This is a genomic window from Clostridium sp. BSD2780061688st1 H5 (assembly GCF_005845155.1).
GTDB classification, from domain to species: Bacteria; Bacillota; Clostridia; order Lachnospirales; family Lachnospiraceae; genus Claveliimonas; species Claveliimonas intestinigallinarum.
This window is the reverse complement of sequence record NZ_SPGT01000010.1, coordinates 1-26,282: the sequence shown is the minus strand read 5'-3', so window position 1 is coordinate 26,282 and position 26,282 is coordinate 1. Positions and strand designations below refer to the sequence as shown.

General features: G+C 54.4%; 26 protein-coding genes and 1 tRNA gene. 20 read left to right on the top strand and 7 right to left on the bottom strand.

Features of this window, described 5'->3' with window-relative positions; all coding sequences use genetic code 11:
- The first annotated feature begins 22 nt into the window (after window positions 1-22).
- The 5 genes from FGQ86_RS08000 (at window position 23) to FGQ86_RS07980 (ending at window position 5,666) form a co-directional block, all read left to right on the top strand.
- Window positions 23-1,345, top strand: coding sequence for a replication-associated recombination protein A (locus FGQ86_RS08000; protein WP_138303406.1), 1,323 nt, complete (start codon window positions 23-25; stop codon window positions 1,343-1,345).
- Window positions 1,346-1,473: 128 nt separating this feature from the next.
- Window positions 1,474-2,427 carry a type II CAAX endopeptidase family protein gene (locus tag FGQ86_RS07995; RefSeq protein WP_052083983.1) on the top strand — a complete coding sequence of 318 codons (954 nt, stop codon included), beginning with the start codon at window positions 1,474-1,476 and terminating at the stop codon, window positions 2,425-2,427.
- Window positions 2,428-2,555: 128 nt separating this feature from the next.
- Window positions 2,556-3,320 (top strand): ABC transporter ATP-binding protein, encoded by a 765-nt coding sequence (locus FGQ86_RS07990; protein ID WP_033125358.1) that lies wholly within the window; start codon window positions 2,556-2,558, stop codon window positions 3,318-3,320.
- Window positions 3,317-5,272, top strand: coding sequence for an ABC transporter permease (locus FGQ86_RS07985; protein ID WP_138303404.1), 1,956 nt, complete (start codon window positions 3,317-3,319; stop codon window positions 5,270-5,272). Before FGQ86_RS07990 ends, FGQ86_RS07985 begins: the two co-directional genes overlap by 4 nt.
- Window positions 5,273-5,321: 49 nt before the next feature.
- On the top strand, window positions 5,322-5,666 hold the full coding sequence (locus FGQ86_RS07980; protein WP_033125360.1) for a cupin domain-containing protein: 345 nt from the start codon (window positions 5,322-5,324) through the stop codon (window positions 5,664-5,666).
- Window positions 5,667-5,794: 128 nt separating this feature from the next.
- Here FGQ86_RS07980 and FGQ86_RS07975 read toward each other — a convergent pair whose 3' ends face one another.
- The 4 genes from FGQ86_RS07975 to FGQ86_RS07960 are packed head-to-tail and all read right to left on the bottom strand — an operon-like array spanning window position 5,795 to window position 10,017.
- A complete protein-coding gene (locus FGQ86_RS07975; RefSeq protein ID WP_033125361.1) occupies window positions 5,795-6,763 on the bottom strand; it encodes a DUF4340 domain-containing protein in 969 nt (322 codons plus the stop codon).
- Between the two features lie 15 nt (window positions 6,764-6,778).
- Window positions 6,779-8,164: a GldG family protein gene (locus FGQ86_RS07970; protein ID WP_033125362.1), complete on the bottom strand. Its 1,386-nt coding sequence runs from the start codon at window positions 8,162-8,164 to the stop codon at window positions 6,779-6,781.
- 13 nt (window positions 8,165-8,177) lie between these two features.
- Window positions 8,178-9,044, bottom strand: a complete 867-nt coding sequence (locus tag FGQ86_RS07965; RefSeq protein ID WP_033125363.1) for an ABC-2 transporter permease — start codon at window positions 9,042-9,044, stop codon at window positions 8,178-8,180.
- Window positions 9,028-10,017 (bottom strand): ABC transporter ATP-binding protein, encoded by a 990-nt coding sequence (locus tag FGQ86_RS07960; RefSeq protein ID WP_033125364.1) that lies wholly within the window; start codon window positions 10,015-10,017, stop codon window positions 9,028-9,030. Before FGQ86_RS07960 ends, FGQ86_RS07965 begins: the two co-directional genes overlap by 17 nt.
- Window positions 10,018-10,420: 403 nt before the next feature.
- Here FGQ86_RS07960 and FGQ86_RS07955 point away from each other — a divergent pair, with 403 nt between their 5' ends.
- The 7 genes from FGQ86_RS07955 (at window position 10,421) to FGQ86_RS07925 (ending at window position 18,359) form a co-directional block, all read left to right on the top strand.
- Window positions 10,421-11,818 (top strand): sodium:alanine symporter family protein, encoded by a 1,398-nt coding sequence (locus FGQ86_RS07955; RefSeq protein ID WP_138303402.1) that lies wholly within the window; start codon window positions 10,421-10,423, stop codon window positions 11,816-11,818.
- Between the two features lie 483 nt (window positions 11,819-12,301).
- Entirely contained in the window at window positions 12,302-13,336 is a 1,035-nt protein-coding gene (locus FGQ86_RS07950) for an ABC transporter substrate-binding protein (protein WP_033125575.1), read from the top strand.
- Between the two features lie 56 nt (window positions 13,337-13,392).
- Window positions 13,393-14,292 carry an ABC transporter permease gene (locus FGQ86_RS07945; protein WP_138303401.1) on the top strand — a complete coding sequence of 300 codons (900 nt, stop codon included), beginning with the start codon at window positions 13,393-13,395 and terminating at the stop codon, window positions 14,290-14,292.
- The gene (locus FGQ86_RS07940; protein ID WP_138303400.1) at window positions 14,267-15,040 is read left to right on the top strand and encodes an ATP-binding cassette domain-containing protein; all 774 of its coding nucleotides are present in this window, start codon (window positions 14,267-14,269) and stop codon (window positions 15,038-15,040) included. The genes FGQ86_RS07945 and FGQ86_RS07940 overlap by 26 nt, the downstream gene beginning before the upstream one ends.
- 189 nt (window positions 15,041-15,229) lie before the next feature.
- Window positions 15,230-17,362: an anaerobic ribonucleoside-triphosphate reductase gene (gene nrdD / locus FGQ86_RS07935; protein ID WP_033125368.1), complete on the top strand. Its 2,133-nt coding sequence runs from the start codon at window positions 15,230-15,232 to the stop codon at window positions 17,360-17,362.
- Between the two features lie 3 nt (window positions 17,363-17,365).
- Complete coding sequence (gene nrdG, locus FGQ86_RS07930) at window positions 17,366-17,854, top strand: anaerobic ribonucleoside-triphosphate reductase activating protein (protein ID WP_138303399.1); 489 nt, start codon at window positions 17,366-17,368, stop codon at window positions 17,852-17,854.
- On the top strand, window positions 17,847-18,359 hold the full coding sequence (locus tag FGQ86_RS07925; RefSeq protein ID WP_138303398.1) for a deoxyuridine 5'-triphosphate nucleotidohydrolase: 513 nt from the start codon (window positions 17,847-17,849) through the stop codon (window positions 18,357-18,359). The genes nrdG and FGQ86_RS07925 overlap by 8 nt, the downstream gene beginning before the upstream one ends.
- Before the next feature lie 55 nt (window positions 18,360-18,414).
- Here the strand turns inward: FGQ86_RS07925 and FGQ86_RS07920 are convergent, their stop codons facing one another.
- Window positions 18,415-19,776, bottom strand: a complete 1,362-nt coding sequence (locus FGQ86_RS07920; RefSeq protein ID WP_138303397.1) for a spore germination protein — start codon at window positions 19,774-19,776, stop codon at window positions 18,415-18,417.
- 159 nt (window positions 19,777-19,935) lie between these two features.
- Here FGQ86_RS07920 and FGQ86_RS07915 point away from each other — a divergent pair, with 159 nt between their 5' ends.
- A complete protein-coding gene (locus FGQ86_RS07915) occupies window positions 19,936-20,799 on the top strand; it encodes a DegV family protein (protein WP_033125372.1) in 864 nt (287 codons plus the stop codon).
- Window positions 20,800-20,829: 30 nt separating this feature from the next.
- On the top strand, window positions 20,830-21,498 hold the full coding sequence (locus FGQ86_RS07910; protein ID WP_138303396.1) for a phenylalanine--tRNA ligase beta subunit-related protein: 669 nt from the start codon (window positions 20,830-20,832) through the stop codon (window positions 21,496-21,498).
- A 111-nt stretch (window positions 21,499-21,609) separates the two neighbouring features.
- On the opposite strand, the gene FGQ86_RS07905 is transcribed toward FGQ86_RS07910, so the two are convergent.
- Entirely contained in the window at window positions 21,610-22,083 is a 474-nt protein-coding gene (locus tag FGQ86_RS07905; RefSeq protein ID WP_033125374.1) for a YbaK/EbsC family protein, read from the bottom strand.
- Between the two features lie 31 nt (window positions 22,084-22,114).
- Entirely contained in the window at window positions 22,115-23,470 is a 1,356-nt protein-coding gene (locus tag FGQ86_RS07900; protein ID WP_033125375.1) for a sodium-dependent transporter, read from the bottom strand.
- A 394-nt stretch (window positions 23,471-23,864) separates the two neighbouring features.
- Between FGQ86_RS07900 and infC the strand changes: the two genes are divergently transcribed.
- The 6 genes from infC (at window position 23,865) to FGQ86_RS07870 (ending at window position 26,242) form a co-directional block, all read left to right on the top strand.
- Window positions 23,865-24,359, top strand: a complete 495-nt coding sequence (gene infC / locus FGQ86_RS07895; protein ID WP_033125376.1) for a translation initiation factor IF-3 — start codon at window positions 23,865-23,867, stop codon at window positions 24,357-24,359.
- A 32-nt stretch (window positions 24,360-24,391) separates the two neighbouring features.
- The gene (rpmI, locus tag FGQ86_RS07890; RefSeq protein WP_004840820.1) at window positions 24,392-24,589 is read left to right on the top strand and encodes a 50S ribosomal protein L35; all 198 of its coding nucleotides are present in this window, start codon (window positions 24,392-24,394) and stop codon (window positions 24,587-24,589) included.
- 32 nt (window positions 24,590-24,621) lie between these two features.
- A complete protein-coding gene (gene rplT / locus FGQ86_RS07885; RefSeq protein WP_033125377.1) occupies window positions 24,622-24,978 on the top strand; it encodes a 50S ribosomal protein L20 in 357 nt (118 codons plus the stop codon).
- Window positions 24,979-25,204: 226 nt separating this feature from the next.
- Window positions 25,205-25,288: transfer RNA gene (locus tag FGQ86_RS07880), tRNA-Leu, on the top strand.
- A 187-nt stretch (window positions 25,289-25,475) separates the two neighbouring features.
- The gene (locus FGQ86_RS07875) at window positions 25,476-25,850 is read left to right on the top strand and encodes a zinc ribbon domain-containing protein (protein ID WP_138303395.1); all 375 of its coding nucleotides are present in this window, start codon (window positions 25,476-25,478) and stop codon (window positions 25,848-25,850) included.
- Between the two features lie 134 nt (window positions 25,851-25,984).
- On the top strand, window positions 25,985-26,242 hold the full coding sequence (locus FGQ86_RS07870; protein WP_195639065.1) for a hypothetical protein: 258 nt from the start codon (window positions 25,985-25,987) through the stop codon (window positions 26,240-26,242).
- Window positions 26,243-26,282: the final 40 nt, after the last annotated feature.

The following is a 26,282-nucleotide window of genomic DNA, read 5'->3' as shown; positions in this document are numbered from 1 at the left end:
CTGGAAAGGTGGCAGAACAGATATGGATCTATTTGAGTACGCAAGAGAACAGAATATGGACAGGGAGTCTCCCCTGGCCTCCAGGCTGCGGCCGGAGACGCTGGAGGAGGTGGTGGGCCAGCAGCACATCATCGGGAAGGACAAGCTCCTCTACCGGGCCATCAAGGCGGACAAGCTGGGCTCCCTCATTTTCTACGGCCCGCCGGGAACCGGGAAGACTACCCTTGCCAAGGTCATCGCCCACACCACGAAGGCGGAGTTCACCCAGATCAACGCCACAGTGGCGGGAAAGAAAGACATGGAGGAGGTGGTCCGCCAGGCGAAGGAGCGCCGCGGAATGTACGGCCGCCGGACCATCCTCTTTGTGGATGAGATACACAGGTTCAACAAGGGGCATCAGGACTATCTCCTTCCTTTTGTGGAGGACGGAACCATCACCCTCATCGGGGCCACCACGGAGAACCCCTATTTCGAGGTAAACGGGGCTCTCATCTCCAGGTCCAGCATCTTTGAACTCTATCCCCTGAGCAAGGAGGATGTGAAGACCCTCATCAACCGGGCGGTCTACGACAAAGAGAAGGGGATGGGCAGCTATGACGCGGTGATCGATGAGGACGCTCTGGAATTCCTGGCGGACGTGGCGGGCGGGGACGCAAGGAACGCCCTGAACGCGGTGGAGCTGGGCGTGCTGACCACAGAGCGGTCCGCTGACGGAAAGATCCACCTGACTCTGGAGGTGGCCTCCGAGTGCATCCAGAAGCGGGTGGTCCGCTACGACAAGACCGGGGACAATCACTACGACACCATCTCCGCCTTTATCAAGAGCATGAGAGGGTCGGACCCGGATGCGGCCGTGTACTATCTGGCCAAAATGCTCTACGCGGGGGAGGATATCAAGTTTATCGCCCGCAGGATCATGATATGCGCTTCGGAGGATGTGGGAAACGCGGACCCTATGGCTCTCACCGTGGCGGTCTCCGCCGCCCAGGCGGTGGAGCGGGTGGGGATGCCGGAGGCCCAGATCATCCTGTCCCAGGCAGCGCTCTACGTGGCCACGGCCCCCAAGAGCAACTCGGCGGTGAACGCCATTTTTGCCGCCATGGAGAATGTGGGGCGCTGCAAGACCACCGTGCCTGCGCATCTTCAGGACGCCCACTACAGGGGGGCGAAGGACCTGGGCCGCGGCACAGGCTACAAGTACGCCCACGATTACCCGGACCATTATGTGGAGCAGCAGTACCTGCCTGACGAGATACAGGGCACCCGGTTCTATGAGCCCGGGGACATGGGATATGAGAGGCAGATCAAGGAGCATATGAGAAAGATAAAAGGACAGAAGGACTGACAGAGGGACTGACGGGCCCGCAGCTCCTTTACACCTTTCACAACAAAAAGAGCACCATTCGCAACAGAGGATGTGTGCTCTTTTTGTCTGGGGGCTATAGTAGGGGTACAAGGAGGTAACAAAGAGAGATGAAAAAACAGGTACGGAAAATGACAAACCGCACAGCGGGCTATATTTTTTTCTACAATCTGATCATGGTAGCCGTCATGTTCGGAGCTGTCGCTATCAGGACCATCGCCATCATGGCCGGAGCCGGGTCAGAGCAGGCGGCAGACCGGGCGGTGGGGGCCTTTGGGCAGAACATGGGCTCTTTCCTGGGGATACTGAGCATCGCGGGCGTGTGCGGAGGACTTCTCTTCCTGGCCATAGCCAGCCGCAGGACAGGTCTTGTGAGGGAGGCATTCCGGAGCAGCCGAAAGATGGAGGCCGGAAATTTTATCCGGATATTTTGCGTTTTTATGGCCTGCCAGACAATCTTTACTGTGGCAGCTCTCCTGGCAGAACTGGTCCTCAATCCCTTTGGACTGACTCTTAAGAACGCGGCTGAGAGTGCATCGGCAGTGAGCGGCGACCTGCCCATGTTCCTCTACGCCTCCCTGATAGGGCCTGTGGCGGAGGAGCTTGTATTCAGGGGATTTGTATTGAGAAGGCTGCTGGGAGGGGGCAAAGGGTTTGCAATCGTCCTGTCCGCTGTCCTCTTTGGCGCCATGCACGGGAATTTCCTGCAGGGCACCTTCGCGGTGGGAGCGGGGCTAGTCTTCGGATATGTGGCGGTGGAGTACTCCATAGGGTGGTCCATCCTGATCCATGTTCTCAACAATCTGGTGTTCAGCGACCTCCTGGGGCGGCTGGCGGGGGCTCTCCCGAAGACGGCCGGGGCGGTGCTGGAGTACGGCGTGCCGGGATTTTTCTTCCTGGCGGCCTGCGTCATCCTTGTGAAGGAGAGAGAGAAGATCGTCTCCTGGTGGCGGCGGAACCGCCCGCCCAGGAGGTACTGGCTGTGGGCTTTCACCACTTTCTGGATGCTCCTCTTCCTCATCATGGAGACAGTGGTGGCTCTGGAGGGAGTGAGCCGGCTTTAGGGAGACAGCCGCTGTGTGACAAAAATGTAAGGTACAGACCCGGAAATGTAATATGAAAAAATGGATAGCCTGCCTTTCCTTCGGTATAATGTCTACAGAACATACGAAGAGAAAGGCAGGTTATTTTCATGGCATTACTGGAAGTGAAAAATGTAAAGAAAATATATACGACCCGGTTTGGCGGCAGCCAGGTGGAGGCGCTGCGAAATGTGAGCTTCTCTGTTGAACCCGGCGAGTATGTGGCGATCATGGGTGAGTCCGGCTCAGGCAAGACCACCCTCCTCAACATCCTGGCGGCGCTGGACCAGCCGACCGCCGGGAGAGTCTATCTGAAGGGAAATGATATCGGAAAGGTGAAGGAAAAGGAGATGGCGGCCTTCCGCAGGCAGAACCTGGGTTTTGTCTTTCAGGACTTCAATCTGCTGGATACCTTTTCCCTGAGGGACAACATTTTCCTGCCCCTGGTCCTGTCGGGAAAGAAGTATGAGGAGATGGACCGCCGCCTCCAGCCCATAGCGCAAAAGCTGGGTATCCGGGAAATCCTTGGCAAATTTCCCTACGAGGTGTCGGGAGGACAGAAGCAGAGGGCCGCGGTGGCAAGAGCACTCATCACAAAGCCCCAGCTTATCCTGGCAGATGAGCCCACGGGCGCCCTGGATTCCCGGTCTGCAGACGAGCTGCTGGGAATGTTCATGCAGATCAACAGAGACGGCCAGACTATCCTCATGGTGACCCACAGTGTGAAAGCGGCCAGCACGGCGGGGCGGGTCCTGTTCATCAAGGACGGGGAAGTGTTCCACCAGCTCTACAGAGGCAGCCTGACAAACGAGCAGCTCTACCAGAAGATTTCGGACACACTGACCGTTCTGGCTACGGGAGGTGAGAAGAGGTGAGCAGCAGGATCTACGCAAAGCTGGCGGTTACCAATATAAAGAACAACGGGAAGACCTATGTTCCCTTCATGCTGACGGCCGTGCTCACGGTCATGATGTACTACATGATGGATACTCTGGCCAGGAATGACAGCATCGGAAACAGGAATGTGACCACAGTCCTCTTCCTCACCATACCGGTGATGACCCTTTTTTCCCTCATCTTCCTGTTTTACACAAACAGCTTTCTCATCAGGAGGAGGAAGAAGGAGATCGCGGTCTACAATATCCTGGGCATGGGGAAGGGACACATCGGCAGGATGCTTACCGTAGAGACGCTGATCATATGGGCTGTCAGCCTGGTGCTGGGGATACTGGGAGGCATGGTCTTCGGGAAGCTGATGCATCTTCTCCTCCTGCGCATCCTGCAGTATGATGTGGGCATACGCTTCCATATCTCCCTGCCCTCCATCCTCTACACGGCGGTCCTCTTTACCTTTATCTTTTTCCTGACATGGCTCTACAACCTTTTTCAGGTAAAGCTGGCCAATCCGGTGGAACTCCTGCGGGGCGGCAATGTGGGGGAGAGGGAGCCCAGGACCAAGTGGCTCCTTGCTCTTGTCGGCGTGCTGGCAATGGGAGTGGGATACTATCTGGCGATCACTACGGAGCGGCCCATTGACGCCATCGACACCTTTATCGTGGCAGTCGTCCTTGTTATCATAGGCACCTACTGTCTCTTCATCGCGGGCAGCATCGCTGTCCTGAAGGCGCTCAGGAAAAAGAAAAATTTCTACTACAAGGCAAATCATTTCACAGCGGTGTCGGGCATGATCTACCGGATGAAGCAGAACGCGGCGGGGCTTGCCAATATCTGCATCCTGAGCACCATCGTGCTGGTGCTCATCTCCAGCACGGTGAGCCTTTACGCGGGGATGGAGGACATACTGGACCAGCGGTTCCCCTACGATTACTGCATCACCACGGCGGACGCCTCCGATCCGGCGACCATTTCGTCCATAGACCGGATCGTGGAGGAGGAGCTCTCTGCCCGCCATGTGGAGAAGGAGGACGGCATGTCCTACAGGTACGGCGCCACCGCCGTGCTCCGGCAGAGCGACACAGCCTTTACCAACAGCCAGACTGTGGACTACACGGTGGAGGATATACAGGAGATGTATTTTATCCCTCTGGAGGACTACCAGAAGGTCCAGGGAGACCCCACGGAGCTCGCCCCGGACGAGGTCATCCTCTTCGTCACCGACGAGGGCAGCTACGGCCGGGACACCATCACAGTCAACGGAAAAGAGCTGAAGGTGGTGAAGGAGCTGAAGGATTTCCGGCTGGAGGACAAGAGCGTGGCCCGGGTGGTCACCGGCTGGTATCTGATCATGCCGGATGAACAGTCCATACTGGACATGGGCGTGGTGAACGGCGCTCTCCAGTACTCCACCTACTTTGACATGGGCGGAAGCCAGGATGACTGCCTGGCGGCGGTGCAGAGCATTGCGGACCGGATCGGACAGGAGGTGCCCGGGGCGGTGTGCGAGAACAGGGAGCTGAGCCGGGAAAATTTCTTTGCCCTGTACGGAAGCCTCTTCTTCATCGGTCTCTACCTGGGCATCATGTTCCTGGTGGCCACAGTGCTCATCATCTACTACAAGCAGATTTCCGAGGGCTACGACGACAGGGAGCGGTACCAGATCATGCAGAAGGTGGGCATGGGAAAACGGGAGGTCAGGCGTTCCATACGCAGCCAGGTGCTGATGGTGTTCTTCCTGCCCCTTGTGATGGCTGTGGTTCACATTGCGGTGGCCTTCAATGTCATCGACAAGCTGTTGGCCATGCTGGGCCTTGTCAACACGCCCCTGTTCCTGGCCTGCACGGCGGCCACGGTGCTGGTGTTCGCCCTCTTCTATGTGGCTGTCTTTGCCGTCACGGCCAGAGAATATTATAAGATTGTCAATGAGTGAGACAGTGTGATAAAATAGTGGCAGATTAGATCAAAGGAGGAATGTCACTATGACAAAAGCATCAGAGAGAGAGACTGTCAAAGTAGAGCACGTCAACGGCGGCGCGGGATTTATCATGAAGGAGGCTCTCATCACAGGGGAGGAGCTGGGAGAGCACTGCAAGATGTTCAGCCGCGTGACCATAAAGCCGGGCTGTGAGCTGGGCCACCACGAGCACCACGGGGAGACAGAGACCTACTACGTGATCAGCGGCAGCGGCATGTACGATGACAACGGCAAGGCGGTTCCCATCGAGGCGGGAGACGTGACCTTCTGCAAGGACGGGGACGGCCATGGGGTGAAGAACACAGGGACAGAGGACCTGGTCTTTGTGGCCCTCATCCTGAAAAAATAGAAAACAGGCAGGAACAAAAGACAGCAAAAAAGAGCGGGCCGCGCCCGGGAAAAGCTCCCGGATACGGCCCGCTCTTTGCAAATGCAAAATGTTGGAATTTGTGGCTTCAGCCCGCGGCGGGTGAGAAATTACTCCTCTGTGCTGTTCCCTGTGCCAAGCAGGTTGTTCAGCACATCGCTGCTCACCAGGTACACCAGGTCAGAGTCCTGTACCTGCACGTACCTGGTGCCGTCTCCCGAGTCGCTGCCCAGGTAGAGGGTGTAGGTCAGGCTGTCGCTGTCCCCGGAGTCGTCGCCAGAGTCAGAGTCGGAGCTGCCGGAGGACTCCTGGTAGGTCAGCTTCACCGTGGTCCGGGACGCCTCGTCCAGACCGAAGGAAGTCAGCTCCTCCGCGGTGGCGTGATAGCTGGCCAGGTCGGTGAGGGCCATGGCCCCGTATCCGCCGGCGATAGTGGAGATGGTGTCGCTCTGCTCCTCGTCGTCAGAGGAGTAGGTGGTGGTCTGCCCGTTCTCCGTGATCTCCGCTGTCAGAAGGTTGCCGCTTCCGATGGAGGGCATGGTGTCCTTTTTCACCAGAGTGTCCATGTCGTACTGGAGGACGGATACAGCCGAGCTGCTGACTGTGTACACAGGCGACTGGGCGCCGTCCACAGTCAGATAGTAGTCCTCCTTTGCCGCGTCCCCGATGGAAAAGGTGGTGGTGTTCCCTTCTGTATCTGTGGCCTGGACTGTGTAGGACGGGCTCTCAAGGCCGTAGTCAGACAGGGAGTCCGGGTCGTCGATCTGTCTGGTGGCAGTCAGAGACGCGTAGGTGTTTTCCATGGCGTCGATGTAGGTCTGGGCCAGAGGAATATCCCGGTCATCAGCCACGTACCAGGTGCCGTCCTCCTTCACAAAGCTCATGCCTGTGCCGGTGGACTGGTCCGTGAACTGGAAGGAGGACAGATCCCCCAGGTCGCAGACCTGGATCTGGGAGCCCTCCCCGGCGTCCGATTCGTCTGCGCCCCGCTGGTGGGAGGAGAGAGCCAGGTAGATCAGGACAAGCACGATGAAAATACCTCCAAGCAAAAACAGTGTGCGGTGTTTTTTTATATCCATATCCAATATCCCTCCTTACGCTTTCCGACGTTTCATCCACTGGCGCAGGCCGTACAGCAGGAAGATGACGGGGATGCCGATGATGGCCGCCAGGCCGATGAGCCCTGTGTACTGCATGGTGTTGTACTCGATCTGCAGGCTCTTGGGCTCAATGGACAGGTTCTCAATGTCGTCAAAGTTTGCAGTCACCGCGTTCATGAACAGAGTCAGGTTCTCGATGTTCGTAAACTGGCTCGTGATGGTCTCGTCGATCATGGACTCTGAGCTGATGACCGTGAGCCGGCTGTCGTTCTCCGTGGCTGTGGCTCCCAGCACGTAGGTTCCCTGGGTGGACTGGCCATCCTCTGTCACCGCGTAGCCGCTGGAGGAGGTGGTCATGAAGGGGGTCAGGGTGATGGTATCCCGCGCCGGAGTCCCCTCTACCAGCCCATTGGCGTTGATGAGAAGAACCATCTTTGACTGGAGCTCATTTGCCATGTCGCCGCACACGGAGAGCTCCGGGAAGATGTAGTAGTAGTTCCCCTGGTAGCTCCTCTGGGTGTCCGCAATGTAGCCGCCGGCTGAGGTGAGCCCGTAGGTCTCCAGGAAGGAGGCCAGGGCGGGCGTCTCGCTGACATCGCTGCCCAGGATGACAAAGAGATGGCCGCCGCCCTCCATATAGTCGCTGAGCATGGTGATCTCATCCTCTGACAGGTCATTGACCGGCGCGTCCATGAGGAGAAGGTCGCAGTCCTCCGGGATGGAGGAGGCCATCATCAGGTTCAGCTCGGTCAGGGTGAGGGAGGACTTGCTCATCAGGTCCGTGATGGAGGAGGACAGGGAGCTCTCCCCGTGGCCGGAGGTGTAGTACACCTTCTTCGTCACGTCTGTTGTCACGTAGTTGACGGCGCTGGAGAGCTGTCCCTCCCCGTCAAACTCCGACTCTGTGGCGCTTCCGGTGGTGTAGTAGGACATCTGATCGTAGGTGATGATGTCGGTGAAGGCCACGGTGGTGCTGCGGCCTGTGTCAGCACAGGAGACCACGATGGTGTCTGAGTCCGCCTCATAGGTGGAGAGGGCCGCGGGGTGCAGCACCGGATCGATCCACTCCACAGTGATGTGGCTGGAGAGGGCGCTGTATCTGTCGATAAAATTCCTGATGCGCTCGTCTGTGCTGCTCTTGTCGGCCAGCACAGTAAAGGTGACGTCCTTGTCCAGGCCGTCCAGCAGCTCCCGGCTCGTGTCTGTAATCTCGTATATGTTGTTTGTGCTGATGTCGATCTGCTGGATCTGGCTGGGAAGCTGTCCCACAATGAGGTTGATGACCACCACGATGGCGATGACAAGGGCTGTCAGGCCAACGCTGTAGCTTCCCTGCTTTGATGCGATGCTTTTAAATGAATTTCTGATCTTATCTGTCATGCCTATGTCCCTCCTAACTCCAGCGCCTTTTCTGTATAGACTGCATAGTCAGGAAGATGAACAGTCCGATGACAGAAAGGTATAAGATGATACTGCCCGTATCCAGCAGGCTGCTGGACACCACGTCCGTCAGAGGAGCCGTCAGGTCCAGCCGCCCCAGCACGTCTGACAGCAGGCTCTCGTACACGCTGGAATTTACCGCGTAGACGATGATGCCGGCGGCAAGGAAAACGACCTCCAGGATGCCGGCCATGACAGGGTTCCCCGTTATATGCCAGACAAGAACGCTGACAAGGGTGAGGAGCACCAGCAGGATAACAAGGTTCAGCAGGGCAGAGGAGGGCAGAAAGCCCAAAATCCCGTCCCACAGGTAGAGGATCAGGAGCACGCCGAAGGATGAGATGGCGGCGATGATCTGGCTCTCAGTGAGAGAAGAGAGGAACATGCCGATGGATATGTAGACGCACCCCATCAGGAAGAACACCAGTATGCCGCAGTAGTCTGTCAGCAGATAGGCGTTTCCCTGCAGCTTGATCACAAGGGGATAGAGACAGAATACCAGGTTCGGGATGAGGTAGACTGTCACCATGGCCAGATATTTTCCCATGACAATCTGTCCCAGTGAGACCGGAGCCGTCAGAAGCAGCTGATCGGTCCTGCTCTTTCTGTCCTCGGAGAAGCTCTTCATGGTGAGCACCGGGATGGCGATCAGCAGGATAAACACCAGGGAGCTGAGCACGTAGGAAAAAATGGGATACCCGTAATTCAGGTTGTAGGCCATAAAATACACTCCCGTAAAGGCCAGGAAAAAGGCGATAAACACGTAACCGATCATAGAGTGGAAATAGGAGTCCAGCTCTCTTTTATAAATTGCTCTCATCTTTCAGAGCCTCCTTTCCCTCATCTGTCATATGTTCTTTACTCTCAGAGGTGAGCTCCAGGAAAATGTCCTCCAGTGTGGTCCGTGTGTTGGCCAGGCGCAGCAGGGGAAGCTTATTCCGGCTGAACGCCCAGAAAATATCCTCCCGGATATCGGCGCGGCCCTTCACTGTGAGAAGAGCCTTTGTGCAGCCCGCCTCCTCAGACTGTTCCACCTCTGAGGAGAGGAGGGAGGGAAGAGAGCGGATGACAGCCTCTGTCTCCTCCGGACTTCCCTTGACGAGGAGCTCTATGGTCTCGTTTCCCTGCATCTTCTGCTCCAGATTTTCCGGCGTGTCGCTGGCCACCAGCTTTCCCTGGTAGATGATCATGATGTGGTCGCAGACCTCCCGCACCTCGGACAGGATATGGGAGCTCAAGATGACCGTGTGCTCCTTGGACAGATTCCGGATAAGCTGGCGGATCTCGATGATCTGCTGGGGATCCAGGCCAACGGTGGGCTCATCCAGGATGATGATCTCCGGAAAGCCGATGAGAGCGCCTGCCAGTCCCACTCTCTGCCGGTAGCCCTTGGAGAGGTTTTTGATGAGTCTGTTTTTGACAGGACCAAGGCGGACCAGACTGATGACCTGGTCCAGCTGGGCGCTTTTTATGCTTTTGTCGATAAGCTTCAGGGTAGCTACAAATTTCAGGTACTCCAGAACGGTCATATCCACGTAGAGAGGCGGCTGCTCCGGCAGATAGCCGATATCCCGCTTTGCCTTGTAGGGCTCTGTGAGGATATCATGTCCGTTGATGAGCACCTGCCCCTCCGTGGCCCCCAGATAGCCCGTCATAATGTTCATAGTGGTGGATTTTCCGGCGCCGTTTGGCCCCAGAAATCCGTAGATCTGTCCTTTCTGGATGGTGAAATTCAGATGGTCTACAGCCATATGCGAGCCGTAGTACTTCACCAGATTTCTGACTTCGATCAAAGCGATACCTCCTTTAGATTACGATTTTCTTCCCCATTTTAGAGTGAGAATGTGTAGGAAATGTGACCAAAGTCTGAAAATTGTTTGGGCTTGTCTCTTGACAGAGCTCTGCTTTCCGGCGTATAATTCACCCATGCATAAAAGGGTTTGGGCAAAGATGTCTAAAAAAGTCTTTGCCCATGCCCTTTTTTAGTTAAACAGGATGTATATGACCAGAAGAATATATATTACTCCTATAAGTGTTTTGATTTATGTGTTATATTTATAACAGGTCTTGCAATTATCAGAAAATTCTGATAGACTGTTATAAACGAACATGAAGAGGAGCAAGGTTCTTTGTGTATTGTTATGCTACTGTTTACTAAAGGAAAATCGCAGAGAAGAAAGGAAAAGGGGGCATTTTATGTTAGAAACAATCAGTAATGCAATCTATGCGATCGACGACGTGATCTGGGGCTGGTGGCTGATCATCCTGCTCTTTGGAACACACATTTTCCTCACATTCCGCACAGGATTTATCCAGTGGAAATCTATCAGCAAGGGTATCAAGCTTTCAGTCACCAAGGATCCGGACGCGGAAGGGGAGGTGTCCAACTTTGGCGCTCTGACCACCGCCCTGGCGGCGACTATCGGAACCGGTAATATCGTAGGTGTGGGAACGGCTATCGCCCTGGGAGGCCCCGGAGCCGTGCTCTGGTGCTGGCTCTCCGGCGTGTTCGGAATTGCCACAAAGTACTCCGAGTCACTGATCGCTGTGAAATACCGCGTGAAGACAAAGGACGGCCGTATGCAGGGCGGCGCCATGTACGCCCTCTCCAGAGGACTGAAATGGCAGCCCCTGGGCAAGATCCTGGGAATGATATTCGCCGTTTTCGCAGGCTTTGCCTCCTTTGGTATCGGCTGCGCCACACAGGTGAACGCCATTGCCAACATTGTGGAGGAGAACGTGGGAGTTCCCGGCTGGATCGTGGGTATCGTGATCGCAGTGCTGACAGCCATCGTTATCTTCGGCGGCATCAAGTCCATCGCCAACGTGTGTGAGAAGCTGGTGCCCTTCATGGCCATCTTCTATGTGCTTGGATGTCTCATCATCCTTGGCATCAACCATGATTTCATCATTCCGGCTATCAAGACCATCTGCACCCTGGCCTTCACACCCGGCGCGGCGGCAGGCGGACTTGTGGGAACCGGTATCATGGCAGCTATGAGATTTGGTATTGCGAGAGGTCTTTTCTCCAATGAGTCCGGTATGGGCTCCGCACCGATCGCGGCAGCGGCGGCTCAGACGAGAAACCCGGTGCGCCAGGCGCTTGTATCCTCCACAGGTACATTCTGGGATACAGTTGTCGTATGTCTCATGTCCGGTCTCGTGATCGTGACGACTGTTATGAAAAACCCAAGCATCAATGCGGATGAGATCTCTGACGGCGGCGTTCTGACAACACTGGCCTTCCAGCAGATCCCCTACCTGGGACCTGTGATCCTGACCCTGGGCATCATCTGCTTCGCCTACTCCACAGTTCTTGGCTGGGCTTACTACGGTGAGCGCGCGGTTGAGTACTTCGCAGGCAGGAAGGTGCTGATCGGCTACCGTATTCTCTACGTGGTAGTGGCAGCCATCGCGCCTATCGTGGCTCTGGACGTTGTGTGGGCTCTTGCCGACATCCTGAACGCGCTGATGGCCGTGCCCAACCTGATCGCAGTTCTCCTTCTGTCCAATGTGATCGCAAAGGAGACGAAGAAGTACATAAACGATCTGGACGCCTGGTCCGACGAGCCGGTGCCGGTTATTGACGACTGATGCGGAACAGCGGCATATTTTCATAAAATTAAAAAAATCTCTTGACAAATCTGCTTTGTCAGAGTAAAGTAATGAGCATGAAATAAATAATCCATAAACCGATGAGAAAGAGGAGTAGATTATCACAGCGATGTCAAAGAGAGTGGCAGGCGGTGGAATTGCCATACGGAGCGGATAGTTGAATGGACTTTCGAGGGCGGCTTGAAAACCGGAAATGGCGAGTATGGCTTGTCGGGAACCGAACCCGTTATCAATCAGGAGTGTATGTTAGTACATGAGAAAGTGGACATTTGTCAATTTGAGTGGTACCGCGATAATAAAGTAGATTTTATTACCGTCTCAAGCCTTTGGGTTTGGGACGGTTTTTTATTACACCGGACAGACCGGCGCAGTAAAGACTTTTACAGCGGGATACCCGCTCCACGGATTTTCTCTCCTGTACAGCAGCAAAAAAGAACAAGAGTAAAGGAGAACAGAACAATGATGAAAAGAAAAGTGATGGCAGTATTATTGACAGCGGCAATGACAACAGCGATGGCAGCAGGGTGCTCAGGCTCCTCAGGCTCCTCCGACTCCTCAGGGTCAGGGGAGGACAGCTACACCATCGGTATTTCCCAGTTCGCGGAGCACGGCTCCCTGGACAACTGCAGGGAGGGCTTCCTCCAGGGATTGGAGAACGAGGGCATTGTCGAGGGAGAAAATCTGACAGTGGAGTACCAGAACGCGGCGGCCGACATGGGAACGGCCAGCCAGATCTCAGACGCCTTCGTGTCTGACAAGGTGGATCTGATCTGCGCCATCGCCACACCTACTGCCCAGAGCGCCTACAACGCGGCTATGGATACAGACATCCCGGTGGTCTATACGGCGGTGACCGATCCGGTGGCGGCAGAGCTGGCGGACGAGGACGGCAATCCGGTGGGCAATGTGACCGGGACCTCTGACGAGCTTCCCATCAAGGAGCAGCTGGAGATGATCCGCCAGATCCTTCCGGACGCTGAGAAAGTGGGCATCATGTACACCACCAGCGAGGCCAACTCCATCTCTGCCCTTGAGACCTACAAAGAGCTGGCGGGCGACTACGGTTTTGAGATCGTGGAGAGCGGCATCAGCACAACGGCGGACATCTCCCTGGCAGCTGACGATCTGATCAGCAAGGTGGACTGTATCACCAACCTGACGGACAATACGGTGGTGGCTTCCCTTCCGACGATCCTGGAGAAGGCAAATGAGAAGGGCATCCCGGTATTCGGAAGCGAGATCGAGCAGGTGCGGATCGGATGCCTGGCAGCGGAGGGACTTGACTATGTGGCGTTAGGGGAGCAGACCGGCGAGATGGCCGCGAAGATCCTCAAGGGAGAGGCGCAGGCCCCCGAGATGCCTTATGAGACCATCTCAGAGCCCGGTTTCTATGTAAACATGAAGGTGGCGGAAAATCTCGGCATCACAGTGCCGGATGAGCTGACGCAGAGCGCGGTGGAGAGCTTTGACGAGATCTCAGACTCATCTGCCGAGTGATCCGTCCGGCAGCTTTGAGCTGAAGAAAATGTAAATCAGAAGGTGAGGCAGTTTTCATGGACTTTATCGTAACAATACTGGAGCAGGGGCTGATCTACGGGATCCTGGCCCTGGGCGTATACATCACATACAAAATCCTGGATTTCCCGGATCTGACGGTGGACGGCAGCTTTCCCCTGGGTGGGGCGGTGACGGCCCTCCTCATCACAAACGGCGTCAATCCCTACCTGAGCCTGCTGGCATCCTTTGCCGCGGGGGCTCTGGCCGGGATCTGCACGGGCTTGATCCACGTGAAGGGGAAGGTGAGAGACCTGCTGTCAGGTATCATCATGATGACTGCCCTGTGGACCATCAACCTCTATATAGCGGGCACATCCAACGTGCCCCTCTTCTCCCAGGAGAGCATCTTTAAAAATGAGTGGCTTGACGGGATCGTGCCGGAGGCTCTCAAAAGCTACACGACCCTTATCATCATTTTCATCCTGACGGTCATCGCCAAGGTGCTGCTGGATCTGTACTTAAAGACAAAATCCGGCTATCTTCTGCGGGCCGTGGGGGACAATCCGGTGCTGGTCACCTCCCTTGCCAAGGACCAGGGGAATGTGAAGATCGTGGGCCTGGCCATCGCCAACGGCCTTGTGTCCCTGGCGGGCAGCGCGTTCTGCCAGGAGGAGAGAGTATTTGAGATATCCATGGGAACCGGCGCCATCGTCATCGGCCTTGCCAGCGTGATCATCGGCACAAGTCTTTTCAGGAGGATCACCATCATGCAGGCCACCACGGCGGTGCTCATCGGCTCCGTGATCTACAAGGCCTGTGTGGCTGTGGCCATCCGCAATTTCCAGCCCCAGGCCATGAAGCTGATCACGGCGGTGCTGTTCCTTGTCATTTTGATCATCAGCATGGAGAGAAGAAAGAAGGTGAAGACAGATGCTGGAACTCAAAGGAATTCATAAATACTATAACCCCGGCACTGTCAATGAGATGTGCCTGTTTCAGAATTTTGATCTGACCGTGGAGGACGGGGAGTTCGTCTCTGTGGTGGGCAGCAACGGCTCCGGGAAGACCTCCATGCTGAACATTATCTGCGGCAGCATCCCGGTGGAGGCGGGGCGGATCTACATCAACGGAACAGATATCACGAAGGAGAAGGAATTCCGCCGGAACCGCCGGATCGGGCGGGTCTACCAGAACCCGGCCATGGGTACCTGTCCCTCCATGACCATTCTGGAAAATATGTCCCTGGCGGACAACAAGGGCAAGGTCTACGGCTTCGGAAGGGGGACCAACAGGGGGCGGATTTCCTATTACAGAGAGCTTCTCGCCCAGCTGGGCCTCGGTCTTGAGGATAAGCTGGATATCATGGTGGGATCCCTCTCGGGAGGGCAGCGCCAGGCCATGGCTCTTCTCATGTCCACCATGACGCCCATTGAATTCCTGATCCTGGATGAGCACACGGCGGCTCTGGACCCGAAGACGGCGGAGCTGATCATGGAGCTGACAGACAGGATCGTGAAGGAGAAAAAGCTGACTACCATCATGGTCACCCACAATCTGCGGTACGCCATAGAGTACGGGGACCGGCTCCTCATGATGCACCAGGGAGGGATTGTCCTGGACAAAAAGAGGGAGGAGAAGGAGAAGGTCTCCGTGGATGAGATTTTGAAGCTCTTCAATGAGATCAGTATTGAGTGTGGAAACTGAAAAAGAGTCTCATATAAGTATACAAAAATAAGAGCCCGGCGGGGCTCTTTTTTTGTGAAATATTTTCGGGCGGTTCTGATTGACGCGGGCAGAGGGGGGATGGTAATATAGATAATGCATTTTGCACAGGATATAGTGAGTGAGATAAAAATAAAACACTAAATATAGACATACGAGGAGAGGCATATTATGAGAAGAGACAACGTGAAGGTAGTGAAAAAGGACGGCACAAAGGAGACATTCAATGTGCAGAAGGTAGTTGTGGCTGTCAACAAGTCCGCGTACCGGGCGCTGATCAGGTTTACAGACGAGGAGCTGAAGTTCATCTGCCGCTTTGTGGAGGAGAAGGTGGACGACCTGGACATCACGGAGGTTCCCATCGCCCAGATGCACAACGTGGTGGAGGGAGCTCTTGAGAAGGTGAACCCAGTGGTCGCGAAAAGCTACCGGGATTACCGGAACTACAAGCAGGATTTTGTCCAGATGCTGGACGACGTTTACAAGAAGAGCCAGTCCATCATGTACATCGGGGACAAGGAGAACAGCAACACGGACAGTGCCCTTGTGTCTACCAAGAGGAGCCTCATCTTCAATGAGCTGAACAAGGAGCTGTACAAGAAGTTCTTCCTCACTGTGGAGGAGATCCAGGCCATCCGGGACGGCTACATCTACATCCACGACATGTCCGCCAGGAGGGACACGATGAATTGCTGTCTTTTTGACGTGAAGTCTGTGCTCACTGGGGGCTTTGAGATGGGAAACCTGTGGTACAATGAGCCCAAGACGCTGGACACCGCCTTTGACGTCATCGGGGACATTGTCCTTAGCGCGGCCAGCCAGCAGTACGGCGGCTTCACCGTTCCCAGCGTGGACGACATACTGGAGCCCTTTGCGGAGAAATCCCACAAAAGGCTGATCCAGAAGTATCGGGATTTAGGTCTGGACGAGGAGACGGTTCAGAAGGTGGCCTGGGCGGATCTGGAGAAGGAGATGGAGCAGGGCTTCCAGGGCTGGGAGTACAAGTTCAACTCCGTCTCCTCCAGCCGGGGAGACTACCCCTTTATCACGGTGACAGCCGGCACGGTCCCCAGCAGGTACGGCAAGCTTGTGACTATGAAAATGCTGGAGGTGCGCAAAAAAGGACAGGGGAAGGAAGGGCACAAAAAGCCGGTCCTCTTTCCCAAAATCGTCTTCCTCTACGACGAGAAGCTCCACGGACCGGGCGGCGTGATGGAGGACGTGTTTGAGGCGGGCATCGACTGCTCCTCCAGGACCATGTACCCGGACTGGCTCAGCCTGACAGGGGACGGCTACGTGGCCAGCATGTACAAAAAATATGGAAAGGTCGTAAGCCCCATGGGATGCCGGGCCTTCCTGTCCCCCTGGTATGAGCGGGGAGGCATGGAGCCGGCAGATGAAAACGACCAGCCGGTATTTGTGGGGAGATTTAACATCGGAGCCATCAGCCTCCATCTCCCCATGATCTACGCGAAGGCAAAGCAGGAGAGCAGAGATTTCCATGAGGTGCTGGACTACTACCTGAACCTGATCCGTCAGCTCCACCTGCGCACCTACGACTACTTGGGAGAGATGAAGGCCTCCACCAACCCCCTGGCTTACTGCGAGGGCGGCTTCTACGGCGGCCATCTGGGACTTTATGACAAGATCAAGCCCCTTCTTAAGTCCGCTACTGCCTCCTTTGGCATCACGGCCCTGAATGAGCTGCAGCAGCTCCACAACAAGAAATCTCTTGTGGAGGATGGTCAGTTCGCCCTGGAGACCCTACAGTACATCAACGACAGAGTGAACGAGTTCAAGAAGGAGGACGGGCGGCTTTACGCTATCTACGGGACGCCGGCGGAGAATTTATGCGGCGTTCAGGTGCAGCAGTTCCGGAAAAAATATGGTATCATAGAGAATGTATCAGACCGGGAGTACGTCAGCAACAGCTTCCACTGCCATGTGACGGAGGACATCACCCCCATACAGAAGCAGGATCTGGAGGGGCGCTTCTGGGATCTGAGCAACGGCGGCAAGATCCAGTATGTCAAATATCCGGTCAACTATAATAAAGAAGCCATCCGTTCCCTGGTGCGCCGGGCCATGGCCAAGGGCTACTACGAGGGCGTCAACCTGTCCCTGGCCTACTGTGACGACTGCGGACACGAGGAGCTGTCCATGGATGTGTGCCCTGTGTGCGGCAGCAAAAATCTGACAAAGATTGACCGCATGAACGGGTATCTGTCCTACTCCAGGGTCAAGGGGGACACCCGCCTCAACGAGGCCAAGATGGCGGAGATCGCGGAAAGGAAGAGCATGTAAGACATGAGATACCACAACATAACAAAGGATGATATGCTCAACGGAGACGGCCTGCGGGTGGTCCTGTGGGTGGCAGGATGCGCCCACGCCTGCCCCGGGTGCCACAACCCGGTGACCTGGGATCCGGAAGGGGGACTGCCCTTTGACGAGGCGGCCCGGCAGGAGATCTATGAGGAGCTTGAGAAGGACTACGTGAGCGGCATCACCTTCTCCGGCGGCGATCCTCTCCACCCTGCCAATATGCAGGGGGTGACGGAGCTGGCCCGACGGATCAGGAGTGATTTCCCGGACAAGACCATCTGGCTCTACACAGGCAGCACTTGGGACGAGGTGCGGGACCTGGAGGTGATCCGGTATGTGGACGTGCTGGTGGACGGGCCCTTCCGTGAGGATGAGAAGGACAGCACGCTGCACTGGAAGGGAAGCGCCAACCAGCAGGTGATCGATGTGCAGAAGACATTAAAGACAGGAGAGGTTGTATTACATGGCTAAGAGGATTGCGAAATTTGAGAAGGTAAGCTTTACACAGTTTGAGGAGGGGTGGACAGACACCTTCGGCGAGGTGTCAAAGGAGAAGCTCCGGGAAATATACGAGAGTATCCGTCTGCCGAGAAGGGCCACAAAGGGCTCTGCCGGTTATGATTTCTTCGCCCCCGCGGATTTTACCCTCGGGCCGGGGGAGACGGTGAAGATCCCCACCGGCGTCCGGGCAAAGATGGAGGAGGAGTGGGTGCTCAAATGCTATCCCAGGAGCGGGCTTGGCTTCAAGTACCGCCTGCAGCTCAATAATACGGTGGGCATCATTGACAGCGATTACTACTACTCTGACAATGAGGGGCACATTTTTGCCAAGCTCACCAACGACACCAACGAGGGGAAGACAGTGGAGATCCCTGCGGGCACAGGTTTTATGCAGGGGATCTTTGTGGAGTACGGTATCACAGTGGACGACGAGGCGGAGGGCATCCGCAACGGAGGCTTTGGAAGTACCAATTAAAGGCCGGCGGCCCGGGGCAGTTCAGTCTGTCCCGGGCCTGTTTGGTTTTTGCAGGTCAGTTTAGTTTGATGTTCAGGTAGCTCCGGCCGGAGAGGGTCTTGTTAAAGCAGATGCTGCAGATGACAATGACGCAGCCCGCCGCAAAGCCCACCCAGTTGAAGAGGGCGGTCAGGATGAGGAGCAAAAGCCTCATGAACTTCAGCGCGTAGCCCAGCTCAAAATTGGGCTGGGTATAGTTGGCCACAGCCACAAAGGCCATGTAGAGCATGACCTCCGAGTTGAACCAGCCGGACTGGACGGAGAATTCGCCCATGACAATGCCGGCGATGACGCTCAAGGGGGTACTCAGCATACTGGGGGTGTTCAGGGCCGCCAGCCGCAGCCCGTCAATGGCCAGCTCCAGCATGAGAAGCTGGAACACAAGAGGGATGTTTACCGTGTCCCGGATGGCCACAAAGCGGAAAACCTCCGGCAGCCAGTTTAGGTTCTGCATGAAGAGAAGAAAGACCGGCGTCAGGAAGACGGTCAGGAAGGTGATGAGCCCTCTGGAAAATTTCAGGTAAATCTGGGTCAGGGTGGGGAAATAATAGTCGTTGGCCTCCTCGATGATATCCAGGATGGAGGTGGGCAGGATCATGGCGGAGGGGGAGTTGTCCACCAGGATCACCACCTTCCCCTCCAGGAGGCAGGCCGCCGCCGTGTCCGGCCGCTCTGTGAATTTGAATTTGGGAAAGGGGTTGAACCATTTTCTCTTGAAGAGCTCCTCCGCCAGGCTCTGCTGGTTCATCCGCAGATCGCCGGTGTGGATGGACTGGAGCCTTTTTTCCACATTTTTAAGGAGAGCCTCATCGGCCCGGTCCGACATGTAGCACAGAGCCACGTCTGTCCTTGAGCTGTCCCCAATCTCCATCATCTGCATGACCAGATGGGGATCCCTGATCCGGCGGCGGATGAGAGCTGTGTTGAACACAATGGTCTCCACAAAGCCGTCCCTGGAGCCTCTCAGTGACTTGTCCTTCTCCGGCTCCCCCACGCTTCTGGCGGGGTAGGTCCTGCAGTCGATGACAAGGCAGGCCTCGTAGCCGTCTATGAAAAGGCAGGTAGTGCCGGAGAGGAGGTTCCGAAGGACCTGGTCAAAGTCGCTGATGGTGTCCACCTCCACGTAGGGGAGGCACTGCCTGGCAAAGCCGGTGGCGCTCCCCGGCATATCCTCCTTCGCAACGCTGAGGAAGGAGTCCATGATCTTCAACATGACCTCGTCCTTCATAAATCCGTCGATGAAGAAAAAGGAGGCCTCCCGCTCCCCGATGACCAGATCCCTTTGCACCAGGTCAAAGCTGTCCTTTACAGGCAGTATCTGGTTCATGTACGCCACATTTTCTTTCGCAGACGCAGTCACTATTCTCGTATCCGGCATAAATCGATCCCTCCATATCCGTACTGATACATTGTGTTGATAAGCTTAATCTGCCCAAAACAGGGTGAAATATGCATGAGCCGTCAAAAGGCTTTGCCTTACTGTATAAAAAATGGTATGATTAGTGCAACAGAACCAATGTATAGGAGGTATGGAAGAATGAGGGATTATGTGATCACTGTGAACAGTACAGTGGATCTGCCAAAGGAATGGCTGGAGGAGAGGAATGTTCCGGTCGTTCCTCTGAGATATACAATGGACGGACAGACCTATGAGGATATGAGCGGCCTGACCGCCAAAGAATTTTTTGCCAAGCTGAGAGAGGGGAAAATGTCTGTCACCTCCCAGGTTAACCCGGAGGAGGCGAAGGCGGCTCTGGAGCCCTTTTTAAAGGAAGGAAAGGACGTGCTGCACCTGGCCTTCTCATCCGGACTCTCCGGCACCTGCAACAGCATGAAGATCGCGGGTGAGGAGCTCCGGGAGGAGTACCCGGAGGCAAAAGTTATTGTCATTGACACTCTGTGCGCGTGCCTGGGCGAGGGACTTCTCCTCTACAAGGCACTTCAGCAGAAGGCGGCGGGAAAGACCATTGAGGAGACGGCGGCCTGGGTGGAGGAGAACAAGCTGCATATCTGCCATGATGTGACGGTGGACGACCTGAACCATCTCCACAGAGGCGGGCGTATCTCCAAGGCTACAGCCGTGGTGGGCACTATGGTGAAGATCAAGCCTATCATCCACATGGACAACGAGGGTAAGCTGCAGGTCATCGGAAAAGAGCGGGGAAGGAAGAAATCCCTGAACAAGATCGTGGACATGGCGGTGGAGCAGTCCAAAGGCTGGGACAATGACATCATCATGATCACACACGGGGACTGCATAGAGGACGCCGAGTATGTGGCCAGCCTTGTGCGGGAGAAGATGGGCATCGACAATATACTGATCAACAACATCGGCACAGTCATCGGAAGCCATACCGGCCCCGGTGTTGTGGCTGTGTTCTGCATGGGAAATAAGCGCTAGGTACAAGACAGGAAAAGGAGACGAAAGGGCATGGGAAAGCATCTGGTGATCGATGGGGAGATGAAGGACAAGTGGCCGGACACGAGAGTGGGCTGCCTGCAGTACAAGGTGAAGGTGGAAGCGAAAAACGAGGAGCTGTGGGCCTATCTCAAAAAAGATATTTTTAAGAAGGCAAAGGACGACATCTTTGACTATGGGGTGACGGAGATCCCGAACATCAGGGAGTCCCGGGCAGCCTACCGGGCCTTCGGAAAGGATCCCAGCCGCTACCGGGTGTCCTCCGAGGCTCTGATCCGCAGGATCGGACAGGGGAAGGGGCTCTACCAGGTCAACACAGTGGTGGATGTGAACAACCTGATCTCCATCCAGTCCGGATTTTCCGTGGGCTCCTACGACACGGCTCGCATCGGGGAGGAGCTCACCTTCCGCATCGGGCGGGAGGGAGAGACCTACAAGGGCATCGGAAAGGATCAGGTCAATATCGAACACCTGCCGGTGCTGGCGGATGAGGCGGGAGCCATCGGAAGCTCCACAAGCGACTCCGAACGGGCCATGATCACGGAGGAGGCGCAGGAGGTGCTGACCCTGATCTACTCCTTCTCACCTGGCGGCGATCTGGAGAAGGCGCTGGAGTACGGGAAGGAATATCTGGAGAAATACGCGGGCGCATCGGACGTTGAGAGCTGGATTGTCGAATAGCAAAATAGAACGGAAGCTAAAGGAACAGCCCTGCCATCTGAACTCATTGATGGCAGGGCTGCTCCTTTTACTTTGGCATCTTTATCATAGCGCTTTTTATTCCAATATTTCTTATTCCGGTATCCTGCACACATCCACCCATTCTGCAAAGCGGGAGTACGTCTCCAGCTCCGGAATGGTCAGCTCAATAGCGCTGTTGGCGCTGCCGCAGGCGGGAAAGACGGTGGGAAAGCGCCGAAGCGACTGATCCAGATAGACCTTTACTCCCTCCCGGATCCCGAAGGGGCACACACCGCCCACAGGATGTCCCACCAGCTCTGGCAGCTCGTCCACCTTCAGCATGGAAGCCTTCTTGTGAAAGGTGCCCTTGAATTTTTTGTTGTCTATCTTGGCGTCTCCGGCCGCCACCACAAGGATGGGGCCTTCATCCAGCATAAAGGAGAGAGTTTTCGCAATCCGTCTCTCCTCAGTGCCAACCGCTTTGGCGGCTTCGGCCACAGTGGCGCTGGATACGGGAAACTCCAGAATTCGTTCCTCCATGCCAGGCCACTGGCGGAAGTAGGATCTTACCTTCTCGATCGACATGTCTTATACATCACCTTTCTCATATTAGATATTAAAGTTTGAACCATCCCATGGAATTGGCCACGGAGCTGGCGAGGATCAGCACAAGGAAAACAGGGGTGATCCACTTGATCATGACTGTGAACAGCTTTTCGCCCACAAATTTTCCGTTGGTTATCTTTACCTCGTCAGCGATCACCTTCGGGCCTACAAAGAAGCCCACGAAGATGCAGGTGAAGAAGGCCACGATGGGCATGAGTACACTGTTGCTGACAAAGTCCATGATGTCCAGAATGGTCATGTTGGCCCAGGTGATGAAGCCTAAGGGACCAAATCCAAGGGAGGACGGAACTCCCATCACCAGGGACAGGACAGTCACAAAGATGCAGGCATTTTTACGGCTCCAGTGGAACTTGTCCCGGAAGATGGAAACGATAGTCTCCATCAGCGAGATGGAGGATGTCAGGGCCGCAAAGATCACCAGCAGGAAAAAGGCCGCTCCGATGGCCCCGCCCATGGGCATGCTGGCAAATACCTTAGGCAGGATCACGAACATAAGGCTCGGTCCGCTCTGAAGGATCTTCGGGTCTCCGCCGGAGAACACGAACACAGCCGGAATGATCATGAGACCGGCCAGGAAGGCGATGACTGTGTCAAACACCTCGATCTGGCGCACAGAGCTCTCCAGGTTGGTGTCCTTGCGCATGTAAGAGCCGTACGTCACCATGATACCCATGGCCAGGGACATGGAGTAGAAGAGCTGGCCCATGGCGGAGAGGACTGTCTTTACAGAAAAGTCATCCATGTGGGGCTGCACATAATAGGCAAGTCCGTCCATGGCGCCGTCCAGGGTCAGGCAGTATATGGAGATGACCACAGCCAGGAGGACAAGGATGGGCATGGCGAATTTGCTCACCTTCTCAATTCCCTTCTCCACTCCAAGAAGAACGATGACTGCCGTTGCTCCCAGAAAGAGCAGGAACCAGCCCAGGGGTTCAAAAGTACTCCCGACGAAATTCGTAAAATAATCGTCTGCCGCGGAGGCGGAGCCGCCGCCGGTGAGAAAGACCGCAAAGTATTTGATGACCCATCCCCCGATCACAGAGTAATAGGGAAGGATGATGATGGGGACGGCGGATGCCAGGATTCCCAGGAATCCAAAACGGGAGTCCAGCGACTTAAACGCGCCGATGGCAGAAAGGCCTGTCTTTCTTCCGATGGCCACCTCAGCGATCATTAGGGAAAAACCAAAGGTCACTGCGATCACAAGGTAGATCAGGAGGAAGGTGCCTCCTCCGTACTGGGCGGCAAGATAGGGAAAACGCCAGATATTTCCCAGTCCCACCGCTGATCCGGCGGCAGCCAGCACAAAGCCCAGCTTGCCGGAAAAGCTGCTTCTCTTATTCATTTGTAGAAACCTCCTCAAATTTTTCAATCAGTAGTCCACACATGCATCCCGGATCTCCGCCTGCCTTTGGCGCACAGCGGTGTGCGCACCTGCACCCGGATGATCTCAGACATATGTAAGGACTATTATAATGAAAGAAGAGATATTTAGCAAGGAAAATAGGATAGAAAAAAGAAAAGTGTTGACATGGATCAGAATGTGTGATAAATTAATTGATGCGTAAGGTGTAAAACAAAGCAGAGTATCCGCTCTCACCATAGCACGATCAGGTGACTATTGGTTGATATTGAGACATTATATACCATGTCAGGTGTATTGTGCAATAGGTTAAGTGGGTAGTCTGGACTATTCACTTATTTTTTTATGATGGAGGTGCACTACAATTAGCGATTTAATGATTAACGAACAGATCAGAGACAGGGAAGTACGTGTGATCAGCGAGGCTGGAGAACAGCTCGGAATTATGTCTGCCCGTGAAGCTATGAAGCTGGCAGAGGAGGCGCAGCTGGATCTGGTCAAAATTGCTCCCAAAGCTCAGCCGCCGGTATGCAAGATCATTGACTACGGCAAGTACAAATATGAGCTGGCAAGAAAAGAGAAGGAAGCCAGAAAAAAACAGAAAACGGTTGAAGTGAAGGAAGTGCGTCTTTCACCAAATATTGACACCAACGACCTGAACACCAAGGTGAACAATGCAAAGAAATTCCTCACCAAGGGAAATAAAGTGAAGGTTACGCTCCGTTTCCGCGGAAGAGAGATGGCTCACGTGCAGCAGAGCAAGCACATCCTGGACGATGTGGCGCAGATGCTTGCGGACGTGGCGGTTGTGGAAAAGCCGGCCAAACTCGAAGGAAGAAATATGAGCATGGTTTTAACTGAAAAACGTTAAAAATACTATTTATCTTTAAGGAGGAAAACATCATGCCAAAAATTAAAACAAATAGAGCTGCTGCAAAGCGCTTCAAAAAGACAGGTACAGGAAAGCTGAAAAGAAACAAAGCTTATAAGAGCCATATCTTAACCAAGAAGTCTACAAAGAGAAAAAGAAATCTCAGACAGGCTACAATCACAGACGCAACCAACGTAAAGAATATGAAGAAAGTATTACCATATCTGTAGGATTGGGAAAAGATTGAAGGAGGAATTAGGACATGGCAAGAATTAAAGGCGGATTAAACGCTAAGAAGAAACATAACAGAACATTAAAGCTGGCGAAAGGATACAGAGGAGCGCGCTCCAAACAGTACAGAGTTGCAAAGCAGTCTGTCATGAGAGCTCTCACATCTGCATACGCAGGAAGAAAGCAGCGCAAGCGCCAGATGCGTCAGCTCTGGATCGCACGTATCAACGCTGCTGCAAGAATGAACGGACTTTCCTACAGCAAGTTCATGCACGGCCTGAAGGCTGCCAACATTGACATTAACAGAAAGATGCTCGCTGAGATGGCAGTAAACGACAAGGAAGGCTTCGCTTCCCTGGCTGAGACTGCAAAGAAGAGCATTGCGTAATAAGGCGCTCGCTAAAGCAGAGTGTTTGAAGTGATTTTTAAGTGAAATCCGGAGATTTCCGCCCACAAGGGGCGGGAATTTTCGAAGGATTTCCAAATGCGCATAATACATATAATGTATATAATATATATACTGTATAAAAAATAGAAAAAATTTTAAAATAACTGTTGACATTCAGGCTGGCCTGTAGTATTATACTTTTCGGACAGCGAAATAAAGCAGTCATGCGGAAGTGTCGGAACTGGCAGACGAGCAAGACTAAGGATCTTGTGACATTCGTGTCGTGTGGGTTCAAGTCCCATCTTCCGCATTAAGTAAGAAGCCTTGAGTTTTCAAGGCTTTTTTCATTTCCAGAGAGGAGTTCCCGGGGAGAGCGGGAGCTCCTTTTTTCATTTTTGACATCAACGGGGAAAAAGAGCTGTACAAAGCGCGTTTTTCCGCTATAATGAAAGCTGGTTTGTTTATATCTGATTATAATAAGGAAGGAACGTGAGAGCATGTTTTTTATCATAGGTATCACCAGTGGGCGAAAGGATCTGAAGTTCAACCAGATGGTCATCTGCAGCAGGTGCGGCAGATACGGGAGATATATGGTGTACATGACATACACGGCCCTGTCTTTGTTCTTTATTCCCTGCTTTAAGTGGAACAAGCAGTACTTTGTGCAGACAAGCTGCTGCGGCACTGTGTACAGGCTGGATCCGGAGGTGGGCAGGCGGATCGCAAGAGGGGAAGAGCTGGAGATCAGGCAGGAGGATCTGGAGCCGGTCTCCAGAGGATGGCAGTCAGGACGGGTAAAGCGCTGTCCGAACTGCGGCTATACGACAGAGGAAGACTTTACATTCTGCCCGAAATGCGGCGGAAGATTTTAAGCAGAGAGATTGATCCGAGAGACCGATTTGAGGATTTTAAGGTTTACCAGGCAGGGTAATCGTGGTATAATGTGGCTAATTTTGAAAAAGTTTGTAAAATTCAAATAATATTAAATCATACTATCAGAGGGCTTATGAAGATCAATACACAGAGATTGTGGAACCACATAATGGAGCTTGGCAGGATTGGGAGAAACGGGGACGGGAGCGTCACCAGATTTCCCTTTACCGCTCAGGACCGGGCCGCGGAGGAGCTGATACGTCGTTATATGGAGGAGGCGGGGCTTTCCGTGGAGACAGACGCGGCGGGCAATCTGATCGGCAGATGGATGCCGGATGCCCCGGCTGAAAGCAGGAGGGTGTCCCAAAACTATGAATTTTTAAATTTATAGGAAAGGGGCACCCTTTCTTTTATCAAAAGGCTCTTTCATA